Consider the following 22,833-nt stretch of genomic DNA (forward strand, 5'->3'; position numbering starts at 1 on the left):
TGGCTCTTAAAGGCATAGAGTCCACTTTAAGTGTTGATCACTACATATAAGGCAGAAACTGGACAAACGGCGACTCGTCGGCACGGAGCTTCCCGAGGGCGGGAGAGAGTCGGCCCCTGGCCCTCGTGGTGCGGGACGGACCTGGGCACGCCATGGCCGGATTTTTGGAGGAACGGCCGGTCAGTTGTTCCCGCTCGGACTGTCCGGCTGGGTGGACGGTCCCGAGGTGCGCGTTGGCGCCGCAGTCGTGCCGTTGCTGGCTGGCGGGTCGGTTGGCTGGCCGGTCGGCGCGGTACTCGGCTCGTTGCTGGGAGCGGGCGACTCGGTCGGGACAGCGGTCGCCGACGGGGACGGGGTGCCCGGCGTACCCGGATTGCGATCCGTGGGCGCGGTGTCCCGGCTGCTGGACGAGGTGGGTTTGTCGGCTGCGGTGGACGGTGCCGGAGCCGACGGCGACGCCGGGTCCGTCGTCGGGGGAGCGGAGTTGCCCAGGTTCAGCACCACCGCCACGCCCGCCAGCCCGAGCAACGCGGCGACCGCGACGCTCACCACCGTTGCCCGTCGGGTCCGGGAGCGCGGCGGCGCGCTCCCGACCACCGGGGGCAGGTCGGTCAGTGTGTCCGAGCCCGGCGTCGGACCAGCGGCGGCTGCCGTGAGGGCAGTCGTGGCTCCGGCGGTGATGGACGTCCGGTCGCCGGAGCCCGACAACGGCCCGGCGACGGCCCGGACGGCCTCCGCGAACGCGGCGGCGGTCGGGTAACGATCGGCCGGGTCCTTGGCCAACGCCCGTTGCACCAGTGCCACGACCGGAGCCGGAACGTCGTCCGGCAGCGGCGCCGGCTGCTCGTCCAGATGCTTGACGGCGACCTCCAACGGGGTGTCGCCGGTGAACGGCGGCGCTCCCGCCAGACAGCAGTAGGTGACGGCGCCGAGGGCGTAGATGTCCGTGGCAGCCGAGACGGGCCGGCCCGCCGCCTGTTCCGGCGCCATGTAGAGCGCGGTGCCGGGGATGCCGTTGGTGCTCGTGATGCTGGTTACCGAGGTCGACCTGGCCACGCCGAAGTCGACCAGCAGCACCGAGCCGTCCGCCTGCACCAGCAGGTTGCTCGGCTTGACGTCCCGGTGCACGATTCCCTTGGTGTGCGCCGCGTGCAGTGCGTCGGCAGCCTGGGCCACCACCGAGAGGGTCTCGGTCACCTCGAGCCGACCGGCCGCCTCGATCCGCCGGTGCAGTGGCTCCCCGTGCACGAACTCCATGACCAGGTAGTCGGCGCGACCGCCGGCTGCGTCCGGGTCCTCGCCACAGTCGTACACCCGCACGATCCCGGGGTGCAGGAGCGAGGCCATCATCCGTGCCTCAGCCCGGAAACGGGCGATGAAGCTCGGATCGGTCAGCAGGGACGGAAGCAGGATCTTTACCGCAACCTCGCGGTCCAGCAGCAGATCGGTCGCGCGCCAGACGTCGCCCATCCCGCCGGTGGCGACACGTTCGTCCAGCCGGTAGCGGCCACTGAGTACGACTCCCGAGCACAGCACGGCGGTAACCGTACCCAGTCCGCCGTTCGACCATGCGACGGGTTCAGCCAGCGGGCGGAGCGCGGCGGTGGTACGGGACCGTGGCGGTGCGTCCGCCCTGATGGTCGGGCAGGAGCACGTGCGGACCAGGCGGGTGCCCGGACCGGGCGGGGGCGTCCCGAATGGCCAGAGTGGACAGTGGGGGTGCCGTGACTCCAAAATGGACAGGTGGTCGTCCGGCTCCGGGCCGCACCGGAACACCGTCAGCTGGGCTGGCGCAGTTGCCGGAGCGTCGGATCGGGTTCGGCGTCCACCGCCGCCAGGCGCAGCTTTGCGTCGACGGCCAGGGCACCGTCAGGCCCGACGAGGACCGGGTTGAGATCCAGTTCGGCGACCTCGGGGACCTCCTCGGCAAGACGTCCCAACCGCAGGAGCAGATCCTCGACAGCGGTGGTGTCGACGGCCGGCGCCCCCCGGAAACCGGTCAGCAGAGGCGCGGCGCGCAGTGAACGCCACATCTGAGCGGCATCGCGGTCGGTCATCGGTACCAGTCGGAACGCCCGGTCGTCGAACAGGTCCGTGTGGACGCCACCGAGACCGGCCATCACCAGCGAACCGAACAGCGGGTCGTGCACGATGCCGGCGACGAGTTCGAGCTGCCTACCCGCCATCGGCTGCACCAGGGCCCCGGCCGCCGGCCGGCCGGCGGCGGTCACCGTACGGAACGCGGCGCGTACCGCCTCCGCGTCGGCGAGGTCGAGCTGGACCGCCCCGGTATCGCTCTTGTGCACCAGGTCCGGGTCGGCGGACTTGAGTACGACCGGATAGCCGATCCGCGTCGCGGCGGCGACCGCACCCTCCTCGTCGGTCACGGTGACCGTCTCGACCAGTGGGATCCCGTAGCAGGCGAGGAGCTCGGCCGTGCGGTCGTACGGCTGCCAACCGCCGTCGGCGGCCATCGCCCGTACGACGGCGGCCCGGGCGTCGGCGGAGCGTACGCCGGGCAGTTCGGGGCGGGCACCGAGTGGCGCGGTCCGCCAGGTGGCGTACCGGCTGGCGTGCCCCAGCGCCCGGACCGCCCGTTCGGGCAGGTCGAAGATCGGTGCCTGCCGGGCGGCGAATGCCGGCGGGGCCTGGGGCAGGCCGATGACGACGGCGGCGACGGTCAGTTCGGGGTGGTGGTCGACGACCGGGGTGATCGCCGCCAGGGTTGCGGGGACGTCGTTGGTCCGGCTGGCGGCGACGATCACCAGCAGGCTGTCGACCTCACCACTGGCCGCGAGTGCTGCCACCGTTGCCCGGAATGCCTCCGGTGTGGCGGCGGCACCGAGGTCGAGGGGGTTGTCGTGGCCGGCGGCGTCGGGTGTGACGCTGGCCAACCGGGCCCGCAGCGTCGGGCTCGGTGCCGGGATGCGGAGCCCGGCAGACTCCGCCGCGTCGGCGGCCAGCACGTTGAACCCGCCGGCGTTGCCGACCACCGCCAGCCGGTTGCCGGCCGGCAGCGGCTGGTCGGTGACCATGCGGGCGGCGTCCAGTAGGTCACCGAGGTTGTCGACCCGTACCACCCCGGCCTGGGCGAAGAGCGCGTCCACGGTCACGTCGGGGGCGGCAGCCGCGGCGGTGTGTGAGGCACCGGCACGGCGTCCAGCGGCGGACCGGCCACTCTTCACCGCCAGTACGGGCTTGCGGCGGGCGAGGGCCCGGACGGTACGGGCGAACTTGCGGGGATTGCCGAACGACTCGAGATAGAGAGCGACGGCGGTGGTGGCCGGGTCGTCGAACCAGTACGCGATGAGGTCGTTACCACTGACGTCGGCCTTGTTGCCGAGGGACACGAAACTGGACACCCCGCACCCACTCTTCACCGCGTGATCGAGCAGGGCGATGCCGACCGCGCCGGACTGCGAGGCGACAGCCAACCCACCCGAGGCCGGTACGGCCGGCCCGAAGCTCGCGTTCAGCCGTACCTCCGGATCGGTGTTGACGATGCCGAGGCAGTTCGGGCCGACCAACCGGATGCCGTACCTGCGGGCCTGCCGGACCAGTTCCGCCTGGCGGGCGCGACCGTCGGCCCCGGTCTCGCCGAATCCCGAGCTGAGCACCACGGCCGCGCGTACCCCGGCTGCGCCCGCGTCGGCCAGCACGTCGGCCACCGATCCGGCCGGCACGGCGATCACCGCGAGGTCGACCGGGCCGGGCAACTGGGCGAGTGCAGGGTACGCCGGAACTCCGTCGATCTCCGTGGCCTGCGGGTTCACCGCGTACAGGTCGCCGGTGAAGCCGTACTCCCGCAACGCCCGCAGGGTCTCGTGGCCGATGCCACCGGGTGTCCGGCCGGCACCGACGACGGCGACGGACCTCGGTGCCAGCAGCGGTCGCAGCGAGGCCCGTTCCGCAGCGCGTTCCCGGTCGTCGACGGCCAACTGTGCGGCATCGTCCAGGCTGGTGGTGAGCCCGACCCTGACGATCCCGTCGTCGAACCGGGACCGGGCTTCGGGGGTGAGGTCACGGGCCACCTGCAGCATGCGGCTGTTGCCCGGCAGGACCTCGCCGACCAGCTCCTCGACGCCGCTCGCGCGGGCGCGGGCGGCGAGGTGTTCGAGCAGCAGCGTGCCGATGCCGCGACCATGCTGCGCCTCGTCGACGAAGACCGCGAACTCCGCCCTCGGGGCGGTGTCGGTGTCGCGGTCGTACGAGGCGACGCCGATGATCGTACCGGCCTGCTCGGCGACGACGGCCTCGTGTCGTGGTGACCCCGGTCGGCACAGCCGATCCACCTCCACAGCGATCGTCGCTGAGCCCGGAGCCGCGAAGAACCTCATCCGCAGACTGTCGTCGCCAGCCCGACCATGGAGGGCGGTCAGTTCCGACCGGTCAGCCGGGTCGACCGGTCGGATCCGGACGATGCCGCCATCGGCGGTCAACGCGTCGATGGGCGACAGGACGGGTACGGTCGTGGCTCCGACGACGGTGGTGGGCCGGGCGGGAGTTGGGGTGGCGGTCACGTTCGGCTCCTGGGCGGGGGTGTTCCGACAGTCGTGTCGGCGATCCGGGACCGATCAGCGGCCACGACGGCACCGGTGCGGATCCGATAGGCACCGGTGCCGTCGGGTCCGGTCGGATCAGCGGGAGCGCACGATGGCCACCGGGCACGGCGCGTGGTGCAGAACCGACTGGCTGACCGATCCGAGGAGCAGCCCGGTGAAGCCCCCCAGACCCCGGCTGCCCAGGACGGTCAGTGCCGCGCCTGCCGACTCCCGGACCAGGACCACGCCGGCGGGGCCCTGGACCACCCGCCGTCGTACCGGTACGTCCGGGTACTTCTCGCTCCAGCCCGCGAGCGCCTCCGCCAGCAGCCGGCTCTCGTCGCCATGTATCTCGTCCACGTCGTAGGCCAGGGGCAGCGCGCCCGGATAGAGGGGCTGCGGCAACTGGTAGGCGTGTACCGCGGTCACCCCGAGTCCGCGCCAGGCTGCCTGCTCGAAGGCGAACTCCACCGCGAGGTGCGACAACGGCGAGCCGTCGACGCCCACGACGATCTGATCCGTCGAGCCGCCGGCGGGGTGGGGGGCGTCGCCTCGAACCACGACGACCGGGCAGGCCGCGTGCGCCGCCACCTGGGTGCCGACGGAGCCGAGGAGCAGCCCGGTGAACCCGCCGAGTCCGCGACTGCCGACCACCACCAGGCTGGCGTCGTGGGATGCCTCGATCAGCGCCCGGGCGGGCGCGGACACCGGCTGGTCGGTGGAGATCTCCAGTTCCGGCGCGACCTTGCGGGCGTGGTCGGCGGCGGCGGACAGGATCTGTTCGGCCGCGTGCAGTAGTCCGGTGCTGGCCGGGTCGAGTGGCACCGGGCTCAGCGCGGCCGGCACCACCGGCCACCGGAACGCGTGGACGATCCGGAGCGGGCGGTGACGGAGCCGGGCCTGCTCGGCACCCCAGTCCACGGCGCGCAGACTGTCAGGTGACCCGTCCACACCGACGATGACGGGGGCTGTGGGGCTGAGTGTCATCGACTCTTCCTTTCCAGCGGCATCCGGGCTGACGACCGGGGGATCACGACAGCGGCATCCGCCCGGCGAGCGGGTGGGAGCTTGGGGTCGGGAAGCTGGTCGGGCCCGGGCGGGCGACGCCGTTCGGCTACCGCCAGCCGGGTGGGTCCACCGGCGCTGGCAGTGCGGTCGCGGGTCGCGGTCATAACTTGATGATCACGGACGTCCGGCCGGCCGAACAGGGCCGAAGGTCATCGACGGGTGGGGCCTTCGGTGTGCCTCGTCGGGTGGCCGGGCCCGGTCGATCCGGTTTACCTCCACCTGGACCGCGACCTCCGGAAACGCCTGTTGCCCGGACACCGGCTCCGTGCCCCAGGTCACGGGCACTGTCGAGATCCGCGCGGGCCGGCCCAGGTCGCTGCCCGATCGGCGTGGCTGGTGCGCTTTGGCTACCAAAGGCCTGGCGTGTCCGGTGGCGGTCGGGTACAAATCGAAGATGACCTGTGTCTTCGGTACCTGGATTCATCCTGTCCGATCGGCAACGGCGGTTGTGTCGTTGCGATCGGGGTATGTCGGAACCGCCGGACCGGAGGGAGCCTGAGGCCGTGGTGATGACGCCTGACATCGACAGCGCCGCCGTGCTGCGCAAGCTCAGCGATGCCGAGGGTTATCTGGCGAAGATCTGCTTCAAGACCGGACCACCGAGCCTGGTCGGGGTTGAACTGGAATGGACGGTCCACGACGCCGTCGACCCGACCCGACCCGTACCGACCGGACGACTTCGTGATGCGCTCGGGCCACACGCGCCCACCACCCTTGATCCGGAAAGCCCCGGGCGACCGTTGCCCCATCTCGGCACGGTCACCGTCGAACCCGGCGGACAGGTGGAGATCTCCACCATCCCCCAGCGCCTGCTCGGCGTGCTGCACGAGACCACCAGCGCGGACATCGACCATCTGACCGGCCTGCTCGGCGAGGCGGGCCTGGTCCTCGGCCAGAGTGGCATCGACCCCCACCGGCCGCCATCTCCCGCACTCGACACCCCCCGCTACCGGGCCATGCGAGAGGCCTTCGACCGGCGCGGCCCGGCCGGCCGGGCCATGATGTACAGCACCGCAGGACTACAGGTCTGCGTCGACGCCGGTCAGCCTTCGCAGGTTGCCGCCCGATGGCAGACGGTGCACGCACTCGGTCCACCGCTGGTCGCCGCGTTCGCCACCGCTGCGCGACATGCCGGCCAGGAGACCGGCTGGGCATCCGCACGACTGGCGGCGTGGCAGCGCATCGATCCCGGTCGGACCCGGGCGGTCTGGACGCCCGGAGCCGGTAATGCCGACCCGGTCGTGGCATGGTCACGCTACGCGCTGGCCGCGCCGCTGCTCTGCGTACGACGGGACGACGCAGACTGGACCGCGCCGCCCGGGGTCAGTTTCCAGGACTGGATCGACGGGGCACTGCCCCGGCCGCCCACCACCGACGACCTGGACTACCACCTCAGCACCCTGTTTCCCCCGGTCCGGCCCCGGGGCTACCTGGAGATCCGCTACCTGGACAGCCAGCCGGCCGACGAGTGGATCGCCCCGGTGGCGGTGCTGGCCGCACTACTGGCCGACGAAACAGCCGCCAATCTTGCGCGGGAAGCCTGTCAGCCGGTCGCCGACCGGTGGGTCCGGGCCGCGCGGTACGGCCTCGCCGATCCGGCGCTGGCCCGGGCGGCGGCCACCGTGCTCGACGTGGCCTGCCGTGCGCTGGACCGCACCGGGCTCCCGCCGACCACCCGGGCACAGATCAGTCGGATCGTGCAGCGGCGACTGAACGCCGTGGAGAGGGCACAGCCGTGACGTGTGGGAGGGAAGGATCATGACGTCGACATCGCCGGGGACCGCACCGGTCACCCCAACCACCGACCTGCGTCATCGGATCGCGGCCGAACTGGACCGGACCCGTGCCCGCAGCGCCCTGCTCACCGAGGCCGTCGACGACGCGGATCTCATGCGCCAGCACTCGCCGATCATGTCCCCGCTCGTGTGGGACCTGGCCCACGTCGGCAACCAGGAGGAGTTGTGGCTGGTCCGCGATGTCGGCGGTCGGGAGCCGGTCCGGCGCGACATCGACGACCTGTACGACGCGTTCAAACAGCCCCGCCGGGATCGGCCGTTGCTGCCACTGCTGCGCCCGGACGAGGCGCGGGCCTACCTCGACACGGTACGGACCAAGGTGCTCGACCTGCTGGACTCCGTACGCTTCGACGACCGGCGACTGGTCACCGACGGGTTCGCCTTCGGAATGATCGTGCAACACGAGCAGCAGCACGACGAGACGATGCTGGCCACCCACCAGCTCCGGGTCGGTCCACCGGTGCTCACCGCCCCGCCACCGCCGCCATCGGCCGCGCCGGTGACCGGCCAGGTGCTGGTGCCGGCCGGGCCGTTCACCATGGGCACCTCGACCGATCCGTGGGCGTTGGACAACGAGCGCCCGGCGCACCGGGTCGACCTGCCGGCGTACCTCATCGACGCGGCACCGGTGACCAACGCCGCCTACCTGGCCTTCATCGCCGACGGCGGCTACGCCCAACGCCGGTGGTGGAGCGAGGCCGGCTGGCAGCACCGCTGCTCAGCCGGCCTGTCCGCACCGATGCACTGGCAGCGCGACGGCTCCGACTGGGGCTACCTGCGCTTCGGACGGTTCTCCCCGTTGATCCCGGACGAACCGGTGGTGCACGTCTGCTACTACGAGGCCGAGGCGTACGCGGCGTGGGCCGGTCAGCGACTGCCCACCGAGGCCGAGTGGGAGAAGGCGGCTCGCTGGGATCCGGTCAGCGGCCGGTCGCGCCGCTACCCGTGGGGCGACGACGACCCGACCGCCGAACACGCGAACCTCGGGCAGCGACACCTCGCTCCCGCCCCGGTCGGTGCCTACCCGGCCGGAGCCTCGCCGCTGGGCGTGCACCAACTCATCGGCGACGTGTGGGAATGGACCTCCACCGGGTTCGACGGCTATCCCGGGTTCGCCGCGTTCCCGTACCGGGAGTATTCGGAGGTCTTCTTCGGCGAGTCGTACCGGGTGCTGCGCGGCGGTTCGTTCGGCACCGACCGGGCTGCCTGTCGGGGCACGTTCCGCAACTGGGACCTGCCGATCCGTCGACAGATCTTCAGCGGCTTCCGCTGTGTCCGGGACCCCCGACCCGAGGAGGACGTCCGGTGACGCCGGGCCGTGCCGACCACCGCCGGGTGGCCGCCTGATGTGCCGTCACGTGGCCTACCTCGGACCACCGGTGACGCTGTCGGCGCTGCTGTACGACCCGCCGCACTCACTGGCCCGGCAGTCCTGGGCGCCCCGGGACATGCGTGGTGGCGGGACGATCAACGCCGACGGGTTCGGGATCGGCTGGTACGAGCCCGGCCGCCCGGAGCCGGTGCGCTACCGGCAGGCGCACCCGATCTGGTCGGACGCGACGCTGCCGGCCCTGGCGGAGGCCACCTCCTCCGGCGCGATCCTGGCGGCGGTGCGGTCAGCCACGGTGGGCATGCCGGTGGTGGCGACGGCCGCCGCGCCGTTCACCGACGGTCCGTGGCTGTTCAGCCTCAACGGGGTGGTACGTGATTGGCCGGACTCGCTGGTGCCACTGGTCCGTGACCTGCCGACCCGGGATCTGCTGACCCTCGACGCGCCGACCGACGCGGCTGTGCTCTGGGCCCTGGTACGGCACCGGTTGCGTGATGGAGCCGTACCCGCCGAGGCGGTCGGGACGACGGTTCGCCAGGTGGCCACCGCCGCTCCCGGCTCCCGACTGAACCTGCTGCTCACCGACGGGCACACCACGGTGGCCAGCACTGCGGGACACGCCCTGTCGGTACGTCGTCGGGGCGACTCGGTGTGGCTGGCCTCGGAGCCACTCGACGACGACCCCGGCTGGCAACCGGTGCCCGACGGACGACTGGTGGTCGCCACCGCCGGTGACCTGGTCAGCTGCCCGATCGGGTGAGCGCCGACCGTGATCTGCCCCGCCCGTCGGTGCCATCTCGTGGGTCGACGGGCCCGAAGAGAAGTGCCGCAGCCACGACCGAAGAGGAGGGACTGTGAGCGCCGAGCCGTTGGAGATCCACCTGAAGGACCGGGACCTCGCCCGGGAGTTGCGTCACGATGTGCGGGTAGGACTGACCGCGACGCCGAAATGGCTGCCACCGAAGTGGTTCTACGACGCTCGGGGCAGCGAACTGTTCGAGGAGATCACCCGCCTGCCGGAGTACTACCCGACCCGGGCGGAACGGGCGGTCCTGACCGCGCACGCCGATGACATCGCCCGGTTGACCGGGGCGAAGACCCTGATCGAGTTGGGCTCCGGCTCGTCGGACAAGACCCGACTGCTGCTCGACGCCTTCTCCCGGCACGGTGGGCTGGGCACCTTCGTACCCCTGGACGTGTCGGTCAGCGCCCTTCGGCAGGCGACCGCCCAGATCGCTGCGGACTATCCGAAGCTGCGGGTCCGGGGAATCGTCGCCGACTTCACCCGGCAACTCGACCGACTGCCCACCGGGGGACGCCGCCTGGTGGCCTTTCTCGGCGGCACGCTCGGCAACCTCACGCCGGTGGAGCGGGCGGCGTTCCTGTCGGCGATGCGCTCCGCCCAGGAGACCGGTGACTGGTTGCTGCTCGGCACCGACCTGGTCAAGGATCCGCAGGTCGTCGTCGCGGCCTACGACGATTCCGCCGGTGTCACGGCCGACTTCAACCGCAACGTACTGCGGGTGGTCAACCGGGAGTTGGGGGCGGACTTCGAGCCGGAGGGGTTCGAGCACATCGCGCTCTGGGACGCCGACCGGGAATGGATCGAGATGCGGCTGCGGGCCCGTCGGGCGATGAGGGTACGGATAGCCGAACTGGACCTCGATGTGGACCTCGCCGAGGGGGAGGAGATCAGGACCGAGATCTCGGCCAAGTTCCGCCGTGCGGGCATCTCCGCCGAACTGGTCTCGGCCGGATTCGTCCCCCGGGCAGCCTGGACCGATGACGGCGGGTTGTTCCTCGTCACCCTCGCCCAGGCAGGCTGACCCGGGGCCGCGTACCCGCCTGGGCGTACCCCGGCCGGGCCCGTACCGGCGGTTCAGGGCAGTCAGATGTGAATAGTTCCGTTGCGGCCGGTTTGAGTCTGTTGGACTGATGCCATGAGCCGGTTCGCGGCGTGGCTGCTGGGGCTGCCCGGCGTACCGGTCTATGCGTTGGTGGGCGCGCTGGTCTTCGCCGAGGACGCATTGTTCCTCGGGTTCGTCATCCCGGGCGAGGCCGCAGCGGTCCTCGGTGGCGTCGCCGCGAGCCGCGGACACGTCGAACTACCCGTGATGATCGTCGTGGTGGTCGTCGCGGCGATCATCGGCGACACGGTCGGATACGCCGTCGGCCGCCGCCTCGGGCCCCGACTGGTGGACAGCCGGGTGTTGCGGCGGCACCGGGACCGGGTGCACCGGGCCCAGCGCTTCGTGGCCCGACGTGGCGGACCTGCCGTGTTCCTGGGGCGCTTCGTCGCCTTTCTCCGGGCGCTCGTACCGGCGTTGTCCGGCGCGGCACGGATGCCGTACCGGAGGTTCCTGTTCTTCAACGCGGTGGGCGGGCTCGTCTGGGGTACTGCCGTGGTGCTGCTCGGGCACCTCGCTGGCAACTCGTACGCCCTGGTGGAGCGGACATTCGGGCGGGTGACGGCGGTGACCGTCGTGGGCCTCGTCGTGGTCGGCTGGCTGGTGTGGCACCTACGCCGCCGACGGAGCCGCCCTGGGCGGCGGGCACGGCACCGCCGGCCGTAGCCGGAGCACGGACCACGGGGTGATCTGGGGCACCCGCCTGGTGTGTGCGACCCGGAATCGGTTAGGGTCGCTCACGCGAAGGGGAGTAGCTCCCAATGTCGTGGTCGACATACTGGTGCGTTCCGCATCCGGCCACGCGGCCTCACTCCGGTGAGGCGGGCGAGACCTTCGACCCAGGCTGTACAGCCGGGTCGAGGTCGCCCATGCCCCGAACCCGGCTCTGATCGGGAAGGGCTTCATGGACGGTTTTCTCGTGGCGCTGGCGGTCAGCTTCGGCGTCATCTTCGTCGCCGAGTTGGGCGACAAGTCGCAGCTGATGGCGTTGACCTTCGCCACCCGGTTCAAACCGTTACCGGTGTTGATCGGCATCACCATCGCCACGTCGGTGGTGCATTTGGTGTCGGTGGCGATCGGTGTCGGCCTCGGTGCGGCGATACCCACCGGATGGATCTCACTGATCGCCGGTCTGGCGTTCCTGGCGTTCGGCGCGTGGACCCTACGCGGCGACTCGTTGACCGAGGAGGAGAAGCGCAAGGCCGAGCGGAGCGACCGGTCCGCCCTGGTGCTCGTCTCCGTCGCCTTCTTCCTGGCCGAACTCGGCGACAAGACGATGCTGGCCACCATCACCCTGGCCACCCAGTACGGCTGGTTCGGTACCTGGCTCGGCTCCACGGTCGGCATGGTCGCCGCGGACGCCCTGGCCATCCTGGTCGGCCGGATGCTCGGCAAGCGACTTCCGGAGAGGACCATCAAGTACGGTGCGGCCATCCTGTTCGCCATCTGCGGCATCTGGCTCATCGTGGAGGCACTCGAACAGTTGGCCTGAGGTCCGCTCCGGTGGACCGGCCCGCCCGGGTCCGGGGCGATGATCCCGGACCCGGGCACCCCCGTTCACCAGGCCCAGGCCTCCGGACCGGGACCGCCCTTGCCGATCGGCGGGAACAGTTCGTCCAGCCGGGCCAGGGTGTCGGCGGACAGTTCGGTGTCCAGCGCCGCGAGGGCCAGGTCCAGCTGTCCGGGCGTGCGCGGGCCGATGATCGGGCCGGTCACTCCCGGCTGGGCGAGCAGCCAGGCGAGCGCGACGGTGGTCGGCTCCTCGCCCAGTTCGGCGCACAGTTCCTCGTAGCCCTGGAGTGCCGCCCGGTGTGGTTCGACTCGCTCGGCGGCGTGCAGGACGCTGCGGCCGGAGACGCCCTCGCGTTGTTTGCGCAGCGCGCCGGAGAGCGCGCCGAAGTGCAGCGGCGAGTACGGCAGGATTCCGATTCCGAGGTCGATCGCCGCCGGTAGCACCTCCAGCTCGACGTGGCGGGTGAGCAGGTTGTACTTGCACTGTTCGGAGACCAGACCGAGGAAGTTCCGTCGATCGGCGGCGGCCTGCGCCCGGGCCAGGTGCCAACCGGCGAAGTTGGACGAGCCGACGTACCTGACCTTGCCCTGGGTGACCAGGACCTCCATCGCCTGCCAGATCTCCTCCCACGGTGTGTCCCGCTGCACGTGGTGCATCTGGTACAGGTCGATCCAGTCGGTGCGCAGCTGGCGCAGCGAGGCCTCGCAGGAGGCGATGATGTGCCGGGCGGAGAGCCCGCCGTCGTTCGGCCAGTCGGTCAACGGCGCGTACACCTTGGTGGCCAGCACCATCTGGTCGCGCCGGCCGGTTTTCTCGCACCAACTGCCGATGAACTGCTCGCTCTTACGGTCACCGCGCTCGCTGCCGTACATGTTGGCGGTGTCCACGAAGTTCACCCCCTCGTCGAACGCCCGGTCGAGGATGGCGTGACTGGCTGCCTCGTCGATCTGCCAGGCGAAGTTCATCGTGCCGAGGCAGAGCCGGCTCACGGTCAGGCCGGTCCGGCCCAGGTAGGTGTATTCCATGTCGCGACCGTAGGCAGCGGAGTCCGTTGGGCGGTAACCGTTCGACCGTGTTCGAATGTCAGCATGATCGAGATCGAGTTTGCGTCGACGGACCTGCTCGGGCTCAGGTTCGCGCACTCGCCGATGGTCGAGGTGGTGACCAGCGGTTTCGAGCTGATCCGGCCGGCGGGGTTCTGGATGTACGCATCCTGGCGAGCCGGGGTGGAACCGAGGTTGGCCGGGGCCGGCCTGGAGACCTTCCTCGCCCTGATCTCCGGACCGAACTGCTACGTGCCGGATTTCCTCACCCCGGTGCCGCCCACCTCCCGACCGAGCCTGGACGAGGAGTTGCAGGTGGTGGCCGCGACCCCGCTGGACCGGGTGGCGGCCGAGGTCCATGCCGCCTGGGCCGGTCATCGGGCACCACCGGAGATCCGACGTTTCGGCACCGACCCGGCCGGTGGCCTGGTCGAACTGGTCCGGCAGATCCGGCGGTACTTCGAACTGGCACTCGCCCCCGTCTGGCCCCGGCTGCGTGCCGTGGTCGAAGGCGAGATCGCAGGTCGGGCGCGGGCCGCGACGGAGCACGGGCCGCAGACGCTGCTGGCGGACCTGCACCCGAAGCTGGACTGGGACGGCTCGGCGCTGCGGCTGGCGTCGCCCAAGAGCCGGCACTGGGGGCTGGACGGCCATCCGCTGGCCCTGCTGCCGGCCGGGTTCGCCGGCCCGAAGGTGCACCTCATGACCGAGGCCCCGACGGGCCGGGCGCTCTGGTATCCACCGCGCGGCTACGGCCGGCTCTGGGACCAACCCGAGCGGGTCGAGCCGTCGGTGACGCTGGCCGCGTTGCTCGGTCCCACCAGGGCGGCGGTGCTCACCCTGTTGGCCGTGCCCGGCAGCACGGGCGAGGTCGCCAGCGCCCTACGGTTGGCCCCGGCGACCGCCTCACACCACCTGACCATCCTGCGGGACGCTGGTCTGCTGGTCGCTGACCGGGTCGGCCGTCGGCTGAGGTATCGACGTACGGACCTTGGCCAGCAGCTCGCCGGCGTCAGCGACGCCCGAGCCGGCGGTGTCAGTGCGGCCTGAACCGGCGGTGTCAGTGCGGCCTGAACCGGCGGTGTCAGCGATGCCCGAACCGGCGGTGTCAGTGCGGCCTGTACCGGATGGCCCCGACGACCGCCGGCCGGTGGCCGTTCGTGCGCGCGGAGTGGCCCGGTACCGGGTCACCGCCGAGGCCTACCGGCCGGAGTCGGGTCCGGAGGACTCCTGGTAGACGTCGGGAACACCGTCGCCGTCGTCGTCGCGGGTCTCCTGCTCCTGTATCCGGCGGTAGACGGCGTTGCGACGGACCAGCACGACCGAGGCCAGCAGGGCGGAGGCCAGGGAACCGGCCAGGACGGCGGCCTTGACGTGCTCGTCGCGTTCGCTGCCCGCGCCGAACGCCAGCTCGCCGATCAGCAGCGAGACGGTGAAGCCGATACCGGCCAGCAGCGCGACGCCCAGCAGGTCCGACCAGGTGATTCCTTCGTCGAGTTCGGCGTGGGTGAATCTGGACAGCAGGTAGGTGGAGCCGAAGATGCCGATGCACTTACCGAGGACCAGACCGGCCGCGATACCGATCACCACCGGATCGGTGACCAGACTGGCGACATCGCCACCGCGCAGCGAGACCCCGGCGGCGAAGAACGCGAACACCGGTACGGCGAGCCCGGCCGACAGTGGCCGCCACCGGTGTTCGAACCGTTCGGCCAGGCCGTGCCCGTTCCGGTCGCGGCGCAGCACCGGTACGGCGAAGCCGAGCAGCACCCCGGAGACCGTGGCATGTACGCCGGAGGCGTGCATCAGGCCCCAGGTCACCACGCCGAGCGGGATGAGCGCCCACCACCAGGTCCTGCCGCGCTGCACCAGCAGTGTGAAGACCGCGATCGGGGCCAGTGCGCCGAGCAGGGGCAGCAGGTTGACGTGGTCGGTGTAGAAGACCGCGATGATCGTGATGGCGAACAGGTCGTCGACCACGGCCAGGGTGAGCAGGAAGGCCCGGAGCCCACTCGGCAGATGGGAACCGATCACGGCCAGGACGGCGACCGCGAACGCGATGTCGGTGGCGGTGGGGATGGCCCACCCCTTCGGCGCCCCACCTTCGGCGATCAGGTTCACCGTGAGGTAGACGACGGCGGGCAGCGCCATACCGCCGAGGGCGGCGACGACCGGTAGCGCCGCCCGTCGGGGGTTACGTAGATCGCCGGCGACGAACTCGCGTTTGAGTTCGAGTCCGACCACGAAGAAGAAGATCGCCAGCAGGCCGTCGGCGGCCCACTGGGCCAGGTTCAGGTCGAGGTGGAGCGCGTCGCCGCCCGGCCACGGTACGAACCGGCCGAGGGAGAAGTAGGAGTCGGCCCAGGGGGAGTTGGCCCAGACGAGGGCGATGACCGCGCCGAGCAGGAGTAGCCCCCCACCGACGGTCTCGGTACGCAGGATGTCGGCGACGACCTTCGCCTCCGGCCAGGTCGAGCGCTGAAACAGGCGCCTGGCCGCGTTCGGCCTGCGGGATGCGGATGGTTGCTTGGACAGCATGTCCTGCCTCGGTGTCGTCGGAGTCTCGTGCCCTACCTCGCCGACCAGACTTCCCGGCACACCGTTGATCACCTTATCAAGTTCCGCCGAGGTTGCCCGGTCCTGCGTACCTGCGACGTCACGGTTGCCGGGCCCGACGCGGCGGTATCGGCCATGTCGGGCCTTGTTGGGTCGAATACGGATACTTGTCGACCTAGGATCGTTTACATTTGGTTAGGCACTTAATGCGCAAAGTGGGGATTTTTCGATTCTTCGAACCTCCGTAACTTGCGAGTCGCGTAGGTCGATCAACTAGTTGGTACCTGAGACGGGAGGGCTGACCCCGATGGACCTGCATGACCATCTGCGCGTGGTGCGCCAGCGATGGTGGGTCGTACTCGCGACGGTCGTGGTCGCTCTCGGTGTCGCCGGGTTCCTCACCGTGCGGGCCGAGCCCCAGTACACCTCCTCGGTGACGTTCTTCGTCACGACACCGAGTCGGGGCGTGACCGACGCGTACCAGGGCGGTCTGTTTCTCCAGCAACGGGTCAAGTCGTACGTCGACCTGCTCACCAGCGACCGACTGGCGCAGAGCATCGCGGCTGATGGGACGGTCGGACTGAGCGCCAGTGCGGTGCAGTCCCGGGTCTCCGCCCGGGTCCAGGCGGACACTGTCCTGCTGGAGGCGACGATCACCGATGCCGACCAGTCACGTTCGCTGCGACTGGCCGAGGCGCTGGCCACGAGCTTCGTGAAGCTGGTGGAGAGGATCGAGACGCCGCCGGGTGACGACGAACCACCCGTGAAGATCGAGGTGGTCAGCGGTCCTCGGACGAACCCTGATCCGGTCTCGCCCCGTCCGGTCCGTACCTCCGTTCTCGCCGGCCTGATCGGTCTGGTGGTCGGTATCGGACTGTCGGTACTGCGCGGGCGAACCGACACCACCATCCACGACGGCACCCAGCTTTCCCAGATCACTGCCAGCCCACTACTCGGGCAGATTCCGTTCGCCACGGACGCGAAGACCTCTCCGGTGATCGTGAATGCCGCCGGACAGTCGGCGCGGGCCGAGGCCCTACGCAAGTTGCGTACCAACCTCCGCTTCGTCGACGTGCAGGAACCGGCCGGGGTCATCGCGGTGACCAGCGCCGTGCAGGGCGAGGGCAAGTCCACGATGGCCTGCAACCTGGCGATCGTGCTGGCCGAGGCGGGCTGGCGGGTGCTGCTGGTGGACGCCGATCTCCGGCGGCCCAAGGTGGCGCACTACCTGGGCCTGCCGTCCGGGGTCGGCCTCACCGACGTGTTGATCGGCGAGGTCGGGGTGAGCGAGGCGGTGCGCCCCTGGGGGGATCGCTCGCTGCTCGTGCTGACCGCTGGTTCGGTCCCGCCGAATCCGAGCGAGTTGCTCGGCTCCAAGAGCATGGCGGATCTGCTGCTCTCACTGCGGGAGACCGCGGACATCGTGATCATCGACACCGCGCCCCTGCTGGCGGTCACCGACGGCGTCGTGGTCGCGGTACAGGCCGACGGGGCCCTGCTGGTCACCAAGGCCGGCAAGACGTCGCGTGACGAGGTGATGGCGGCGGCGGAGGCACTGAGTTCGGTGGCCGCGCGGCTGCTGGGCTGTGTGCTGAACATGGCCAAGACGTCGGCGACCGAGTCGTACCAGTACGAGGCGTACCGGGTCATCCAGCCGACCGGGGAACCGGGCCGGCGGCCCGGGACGACAGCCGACCAGGACGCTCCGCCCGCGACGAAGCGGAACACCCGGATCGGGCAGTCGGAAACGACGGCGGCCGGGCAGAGCGCGCCGCCCGAAGCGATGCCCGGGAACAGGACGTACAGCGAGACCACCGCGCCGACCGAGGCGAGTGCGGCCAGTGCGGTCGACGCGTACACCATCCGGGCGATGAGCGAACCGACCCAGGAATTCACCCGGATCCCGTGATGAGCCGGATCACTGCTGCCCAGGAACTGGCGGTGGCCAGATGAAGATTGGCATCCTGTCGTACTTCTTCCCACCGGAACCGGCGTTCATCCCGGGCAGCCTCGCCGAGGAGTTGGCCACCCGGGGGCATGAGGTGCGGGTGTTGACCGGCTTCCCCGACTATCCGGGCGGGCAGCTCTATCCCGGCTGGCGACAGCGCTGGAAGCACCAGACCACGAGCGAGCGGATCACCGTACGGCGGGTGCCGCGCTATCCCGGCCACGACGCCTCCGCCGCCCGCATGGTGGCGAGTTACCTGTCGTTCGCCGGTAGCGCCGCGTTGGTCGCGCCACGATATCTGGCCGACGTCGACGCGCTGTACGTCTACCACCCGCCGGCCACCACGTTCGCGGCTGCCGGGTTGCTACGACTGCTACGCCGGATCCCCACCGTCCTGCACGTACAGGAACTGTGGCCGGAGTCGGTTGCCGTCTCGGACGTGGCCCGCAGCCGTGCCGCCGAACGGCTCCTCTACGGCGGCCTGGCCAGTACGGTGCGACGGATCTACCAGGCGGCCAGCGGCATCGCGGTCATCGCCCCGTCGATGCGGGAGCTGGTGATCGCTCGCGGTGCCGACGAGGCGAAGGTCCGGGTGGTGCTCAACTGGACCGATGAGCGGATCTTCCGGCCGGTGGCGGCGACCAGGGCGGCCCGTCAGGCGATCGGGCACCGGGGACGGTGCACCGTGATGCACGCGGGCAACATGGGGCCGTTCCAGCGGATAGAGACGGCGGTGCGGGCAGCCGCCCAGGTCGAGGGATCCCTCGACCTGGTGCTGGTCGGATCGGGTAGCGAGGAGCAGCGGGCCCGGCAGTTGACCGCCGAACTCGGTGCCACCAACGTACGTTTCGTCGGGAGCCGGCCGCCCGAGGAGATCGCCGAGTTGTACGGTGCCGCCGAGTATCAGCTCGTCATGCTGCGGGACCTGCCGGCGCTGCGCGGCACCGTGCCCTCGAAGCTACAGGCCGCCCTCTCCTGCGGCTCGCCAGTCGTGGCGTCCGCCGGTGGGGACACCGCCGACCTGGTGGAGCGGGCCCGCGCGGGACTTTCCTGCCCGCCCGAGGACTGGCAGGCACTGGCCGACCGGTTCGCCCTGGCGTCGGTGATCCCGGCGGAGGCGAGGGCCGAGATGTCCCACCGGGCACGGGAGAGCTACCTGTTGCGCATGTCGATGCGGGCCGGCGTCGACCAGATCGAGCAGATGCTGGTCGAGGCGGTGGCCCGCCGGGACGAGCAGTCGGGCGACCAATCAGCCGACGGGTGACCTCCCGTACCCGTCGGACAGTCGGTAGAGAGGGTCTCGCCGTGCGGCTCCTGCGCATCGTTCCCGCGTTCGTGGCCGGTCTCGCCCTGACCGGTCCTGCGATGGTCGGCGGCCCGCCGGCCGCAGGGTCGGCCGCGCCGTACCCGCCACCGCCACCCGTCCTCCTGGTGAACCCGGTGACGGCCACACCCGGGGCGACCACGACCCTCGTGGTGGTGGGCTTCGGGGCCGACGAGACCGTCGACATCGTGGTCACCCGAGCGCTGAACCTCCGGGCGACCACCGATGCCAACGGCCGACTCGAAACCAGGTTCCAACCGGAGCAGCTCGGGACGTTCACACTGGTCGCAACGGGACGGCGGTCCGGGCGTACGGCAACCGCCAGGTTGACCGTGATCAGGACCCCGTCGTCGAGTGCCGGCGGCATTCCAGGCGAGCAGTTGCGGACCGGCCTGGCTGCGGTGTCTGCCGGTTCGGTGCTGCTGATGCTGGCGCTCGCCCGACGTCGGCGTCGCATCCGTGCCCTACCGGAGAGCAGTTCGCCGGGACCGGTCCGGCCCGGTCCCGGCGACCGGATGGGCGGGGGAGGGCACCGGCGTACAGTCGACTGATGACTAGCGCCGCCGAGCCGATGCCGGGCCACATCGAGAGCCCAGGGGTACCTGCGGCGGAGCCGACCAGCGTGTTGCTGGCCGGCCACGATGTGCCGCTGGGACGGTACACGACCGTGCGGCGGCTGCTGCCGCACCGGCAACGGCGGATGATCGGTGCCTGGTGCTTCGTGGACCACTTCGGCCCGGACGACGTGACCGGTCTACCGGGCATGCAGGTCCCCCCACACCCGCACACCGGCCTGCAGACGGTCACCTGGCTGTTGGATGGGGAGATCCTGCACCGGGACAGCCTGGGTAACAGTCAGCCCATCCGGCCCGGGCAGCTCAACGTGATGACCTCCGGCCGCGGCATCGCCCACTCCGAACAGTCACCGTCGGACCATCCGCCGCTGATGCACGGCCTGCAACTGTGGGTGGCCCTGCCTGACGAGGCACGGCACGGTCGACCGGGGTTCGCCCACCATGCCGACATACCGGTGCTTCCCGGCAGCGGCATGAAGGTGACCGTCCTGGTCGGCGAGTTCGACGGCGTACGGTCCCCGGCGGTCGTGCACACACCGCTGCTCGGGGTGCAGATCGAACTCTCCACCGATGGCGTGACCCGGGTGCCGTTGGACGCCGCGTTCGAGCACGGCGTGCTGGTGCTGTCGGGTGCGGCCGAGGTCGCCGACGTCACCCTCAAGCCCGGGTCGTTTCTCTACCTGGCTCCCGGTCAGCGGGAACTGACCATCCGGGGCGGTGCCGAGAGCCGGTTGGTGCTGTTGGGTGGCGAGCCGTTCAACGAGCCCCTGGTGATGTGGTGGAACTTCGTCGGACGCTCCCACGAGGAGATCGTCGAGGCGCGTGAGGACTGGATGGCCGGACGCCGGTTCGGCACCGTGGCGCAGGACGATGCGCCGCCGCTGCCAGCGCCGACGATGCCTGCTGTCCGACTGAAGGCCCGGGACCGGTACGGCCGTCTGGTCGGGTGAGCAACCGCGCCGACCGGTGGCCCGGACCGGCCGAGGTTGGCGGTGGCTGAGGGGGCTTGGCTCGGCCCGTTCCGGGTAGTCGCACCGGATGACAGGCACGGTCATGACCAGCGTGGAAGAAAAGAAGCGGATGGCTCGCCGCCTGGTCGGCAGCGGTCGGGGGTTCGCCGAGGCGTACGGCTTCCGGGTTACCAACAACCCGGCCAGCCTGTTCCAGGTGCTCTACCTGTCCATCCTGCTCCGGCGGGCGAGGGACTTCCGGCGGGCGATCACCACGGCGCAGGCGCTGCGGGACATGGGCTGGGAGAGCCCGGCACGGCTGGCGAGGTCGTTGCACGAGGCCAGGTCCCGGGTCCTGCGGGAGGGGTGCTGTCCCCGGAATCCGGACGAGGTGGCCAGCATCCTCGGTGATCTCGCACTCGGCCTCGTCGAACGGTACCGGGGCGACCTGCGCCGGCTGCGCGTCGAGGCCCGCTACGACCCGGGCCAGGAACGGCGTCTGCTCAAGGAACTCGCCGGTGTGGACGACGGCGTCGTCGACCTGTTCTTCAGGGATGTCCAGGCACTGTGGCGGGAGGTCGCGCCGGTCGCCGATCAGCACGCGTTGACCGCTGCCCGTCGTCTCGGCCTGGGACGATCGGCCACCGAGTTGGCCGAGCTGGCCGGCAGCGGAGAATCGGAGAAACTGGCCTGGTTGGTAGGAGCCCTGGCCAGAGTGGATCTGGAGAACAGCTACGGCGAGTTTGCGCAGCCGGTCCGGGCTTGAGCACGGGTACGACAGCGTGGGCTTACCCACAATTCCGGGCTAATCCACCTTATGGGTGATGCCGGATCGTATGATGGGTCCGGTAGCGATGCCTGCCCGGTTCGAGCAGGCATCTGCCGCCCGGCGATCGTGTCCGGTTCGGACACGTCGGAACTCGCCGGGGCTTCGTCGGACGTGGTGACCTGGGTGGGGGATGCCCCCGCCCAGGCGCCTCGTCCGTTTCTTTCTACTACCCCGGTGAGCGGCTGCGCCCCCGACCCACCGGCCGCCACGTCGTCGTCTCCGGTCCACGTGGGCTCCTTCTGCCAGACGAGGCGATGCCGCCATCTACGTCGATTGGCGTAGCAGCAATGCCCACCTTGGGAGGACGTCGCTCCCGGCCTTTTCGGCGATCGTGAAGCCATGACGGAGTTTCGACGTACGGCGGCACGAACGTGACTCCGCTGTTGGCCTCGGTCCTCTTGTCGGTGGCCTCGGCAGCGGCGTACGCGACCGCAGCGGTGCTCCAGGACCGGATCGCGGCGTACGCCCGGCAGCCGGCCGGCAGCGGTGAACCACTCTTCGACTTCCTGCTGCGCGGCCGGTGGTGGGCGTCGGTCGGACTGACCGGCACGGGTGCCCTGCTGCACGTGCTGGCGCTGGTCTACGGGCCGTTGGCGGTGGTGCAACCGTTGGGCGTGCTCACGCTCGTCCTCGCGCTGCCGTTCGGCGTGGCAGCGGCGGATCGCCGGGTAACCTTCCGCAGGTGGTGGGGGGCCGGGGCGATAGTCGCCGGTCTGGCGGTCTTCCTGGCGCTGACCGTACCCGGACCGGTCGACGATGGGCTCGATCAGAACCAGGCCTGGCTGGTGGCCGGCGTGGCCGCCGCCGTACTCCTCGGCCTGCTGCCGGTGGTCCGGTGGTGTCGGCGACCTGCGGTCCGCAGCCTGCTGCTGGCCGTCGCCGCCGGGATCGCCTTCGCCGTGGGGTCGGCACTGACCCAGACCGTGCTGCGTCAGGTCGGCCGGGCCAGCCTCGGCCTCGTGGTTCTCCCGCTGGTGCTGGCCCTGGCCGGCATGGCGGTCGCGGGGCTGCTGCTGTCCCAGTTCGCCTACCGTTACTCGGACCTGGGTGTGCCGTTGGCCACGCTGACCCTGGCCAACCCCATCGCCTCCACCACCATCGCGGTGGTCGTCCTGGGGGAGCGGCCCGAGGCCGGGGCATGGGGGACACTGGCCGTCGTGCTGGGCTGTGTCGTCGCCGGTCGGGGCGTGGTGCTGTTGGCCACGTCAGAACAGCCGAACGGTGACGATCGGGGTCGGCCAACGGCAGCCGGTGGGCCGGGGCCGGCTCGACCGTCGTCCCCGGCTTCGGGCCGGCCGGCACCGTCCTCCGGTGAGCGCTCGCCACTCCCCGACGCGGTTCTGAGCGCCGCTGCCGCCGACTCCGACGGGCTCGGAAGCCTGCCCGAACCGCGACTGCCCTGTGGGGCCGGCGGGCAGCGGTGAACCCGGCTCGCGGTGCCGGGGACCGGCAG

At 70.8% G+C, this 22,833-nt stretch carries 18 protein-coding genes; 13 read left to right on the plus strand and 5 right to left on the minus strand.

Annotation, left to right across the window (positions count from 1 at the left end; translation table 11 throughout):
- Positions 1 to 180: 180 nt before the first annotated feature.
- The 3 genes from ACFQ4H_RS04345 to ACFQ4H_RS04355 all read right to left on the minus strand — a co-directional run bounded on the left by ACFQ4H_RS04345 (position 181) and on the right by ACFQ4H_RS04355 (position 5,528).
- The gene (locus tag ACFQ4H_RS04345) at positions 181 to 1,536 is read right to left on the minus strand and encodes a serine/threonine-protein kinase (protein WP_377567190.1); all 1,356 of its coding nucleotides are present in this window, start codon (positions 1,534 to 1,536) and stop codon (positions 181 to 183) included.
- 242 nt (positions 1,537 to 1,778) lie between these two features.
- Positions 1,779 to 4,520 carry a bifunctional acetate--CoA ligase family protein/GNAT family N-acetyltransferase gene (locus ACFQ4H_RS04350; protein WP_377567192.1) on the minus strand — a complete coding sequence of 914 codons (2,742 nt, stop codon included), beginning with the start codon at positions 4,518 to 4,520 and terminating at the stop codon, positions 1,779 to 1,781.
- Between the two features lie 117 nt (positions 4,521 to 4,637).
- A complete protein-coding gene (locus ACFQ4H_RS04355; protein ID WP_377567194.1) occupies positions 4,638 to 5,528 on the minus strand; it encodes a universal stress protein in 891 nt (296 codons plus the stop codon).
- Positions 5,529 to 6,112: 584 nt separating this feature from the next.
- Between ACFQ4H_RS04355 and egtA the strand changes: the two genes are divergently transcribed.
- From egtA to ACFQ4H_RS04385, 6 genes are all read left to right on the plus strand, one after another.
- Positions 6,113 to 7,348: an ergothioneine biosynthesis glutamate--cysteine ligase EgtA gene (gene egtA, locus ACFQ4H_RS04360; protein WP_377567196.1), complete on the plus strand. Its 1,236-nt coding sequence runs from the start codon at positions 6,113 to 6,115 to the stop codon at positions 7,346 to 7,348.
- 19 nt (positions 7,349 to 7,367) lie between these two features.
- On the plus strand, positions 7,368 to 8,714 hold the full coding sequence (gene egtB, locus ACFQ4H_RS04365; protein WP_377567198.1) for an ergothioneine biosynthesis protein EgtB: 1,347 nt from the start codon (positions 7,368 to 7,370) through the stop codon (positions 8,712 to 8,714).
- A 37-nt stretch (positions 8,715 to 8,751) separates the two neighbouring features.
- Positions 8,752 to 9,495 carry an ergothioneine biosynthesis protein EgtC gene (gene egtC, locus ACFQ4H_RS04370; RefSeq protein WP_377567200.1) on the plus strand — a complete coding sequence of 248 codons (744 nt, stop codon included), beginning with the start codon at positions 8,752 to 8,754 and terminating at the stop codon, positions 9,493 to 9,495.
- Between the two features lie 94 nt (positions 9,496 to 9,589).
- Positions 9,590 to 10,561 (plus strand): L-histidine N(alpha)-methyltransferase, encoded by a 972-nt coding sequence (gene egtD, locus ACFQ4H_RS04375; protein WP_377567202.1) that lies wholly within the window; start codon positions 9,590 to 9,592, stop codon positions 10,559 to 10,561.
- A 114-nt stretch (positions 10,562 to 10,675) separates the two neighbouring features.
- Complete coding sequence (locus ACFQ4H_RS04380; protein ID WP_377567204.1) at positions 10,676 to 11,308, plus strand: DedA family protein; 633 nt, start codon at positions 10,676 to 10,678, stop codon at positions 11,306 to 11,308.
- A 238-nt stretch (positions 11,309 to 11,546) separates the two neighbouring features.
- The gene (locus tag ACFQ4H_RS04385) at positions 11,547 to 12,134 is read left to right on the plus strand and encodes a TMEM165/GDT1 family protein (RefSeq protein WP_377567206.1); all 588 of its coding nucleotides are present in this window, start codon (positions 11,547 to 11,549) and stop codon (positions 12,132 to 12,134) included.
- A 65-nt stretch (positions 12,135 to 12,199) separates the two neighbouring features.
- Here the strand turns inward: ACFQ4H_RS04385 and ACFQ4H_RS04390 are convergent, their stop codons facing one another.
- A complete protein-coding gene (locus tag ACFQ4H_RS04390) occupies positions 12,200 to 13,180 on the minus strand; it encodes an aldo/keto reductase (RefSeq protein ID WP_377567208.1) in 981 nt (326 codons plus the stop codon).
- Positions 13,181 to 13,243: 63 nt separating this feature from the next.
- On the opposite strand from ACFQ4H_RS04390, the gene ACFQ4H_RS04395 reads away from it, so the two are divergent.
- Positions 13,244 to 14,248: an ArsR/SmtB family transcription factor gene (locus ACFQ4H_RS04395; RefSeq protein WP_377567210.1), complete on the plus strand. Its 1,005-nt coding sequence runs from the start codon at positions 13,244 to 13,246 to the stop codon at positions 14,246 to 14,248.
- Positions 14,249 to 14,398: 150 nt separating this feature from the next.
- On the opposite strand, the gene nhaA is transcribed toward ACFQ4H_RS04395, so the two are convergent.
- Complete coding sequence (nhaA, locus tag ACFQ4H_RS04400) at positions 14,399 to 15,736, minus strand: Na+/H+ antiporter NhaA (protein ID WP_377567343.1); 1,338 nt, start codon at positions 15,734 to 15,736, stop codon at positions 14,399 to 14,401.
- 325 nt (positions 15,737 to 16,061) lie between these two features.
- Here nhaA and ACFQ4H_RS04405 point away from each other — a divergent pair, with 325 nt between their 5' ends.
- The 6 genes from ACFQ4H_RS04405 to ACFQ4H_RS04430 all read left to right on the plus strand — a co-directional run bounded on the left by ACFQ4H_RS04405 (position 16,062) and on the right by ACFQ4H_RS04430 (position 22,804).
- On the plus strand, positions 16,062 to 17,663 hold the full coding sequence (locus tag ACFQ4H_RS04405) for a tyrosine-protein kinase domain-containing protein (RefSeq protein WP_377567212.1): 1,602 nt from the start codon (positions 16,062 to 16,064) through the stop codon (positions 17,661 to 17,663).
- 40 nt (positions 17,664 to 17,703) lie between these two features.
- Positions 17,704 to 18,966: a glycosyltransferase family 4 protein gene (locus ACFQ4H_RS04410; protein ID WP_377567214.1), complete on the plus strand. Its 1,263-nt coding sequence runs from the start codon at positions 17,704 to 17,706 to the stop codon at positions 18,964 to 18,966.
- A 41-nt stretch (positions 18,967 to 19,007) separates the two neighbouring features.
- Positions 19,008 to 19,577: a hypothetical protein gene (locus tag ACFQ4H_RS04415; protein WP_377567216.1), complete on the plus strand. Its 570-nt coding sequence runs from the start codon at positions 19,008 to 19,010 to the stop codon at positions 19,575 to 19,577.
- Positions 19,577 to 20,551 (plus strand): pirin family protein, encoded by a 975-nt coding sequence (locus ACFQ4H_RS04420; RefSeq protein WP_377567218.1) that lies wholly within the window; start codon positions 19,577 to 19,579, stop codon positions 20,549 to 20,551. The genes ACFQ4H_RS04415 and ACFQ4H_RS04420 overlap by 1 nt, the downstream gene beginning before the upstream one ends.
- A 103-nt stretch (positions 20,552 to 20,654) precedes the next feature.
- Positions 20,655 to 21,317, plus strand: coding sequence for a hypothetical protein (locus tag ACFQ4H_RS04425; protein WP_377567220.1), 663 nt, complete (start codon positions 20,655 to 20,657; stop codon positions 21,315 to 21,317).
- Between the two features lie 434 nt (positions 21,318 to 21,751).
- Positions 21,752 to 22,804 carry a DMT family transporter gene (locus ACFQ4H_RS04430; protein ID WP_377567222.1) on the plus strand — a complete coding sequence of 351 codons (1,053 nt, stop codon included), beginning with the start codon at positions 21,752 to 21,754 and terminating at the stop codon, positions 22,802 to 22,804.
- Positions 22,805 to 22,833 lie beyond the last annotated feature (29 nt).

This window comes from Micromonospora sonneratiae (genome assembly GCF_042679305.1).
In the GTDB taxonomy this organism is placed as follows: Bacteria; Actinomycetota; Actinomycetes; order Mycobacteriales; family Micromonosporaceae; genus Micromonospora_H; species Micromonospora_H sonneratiae.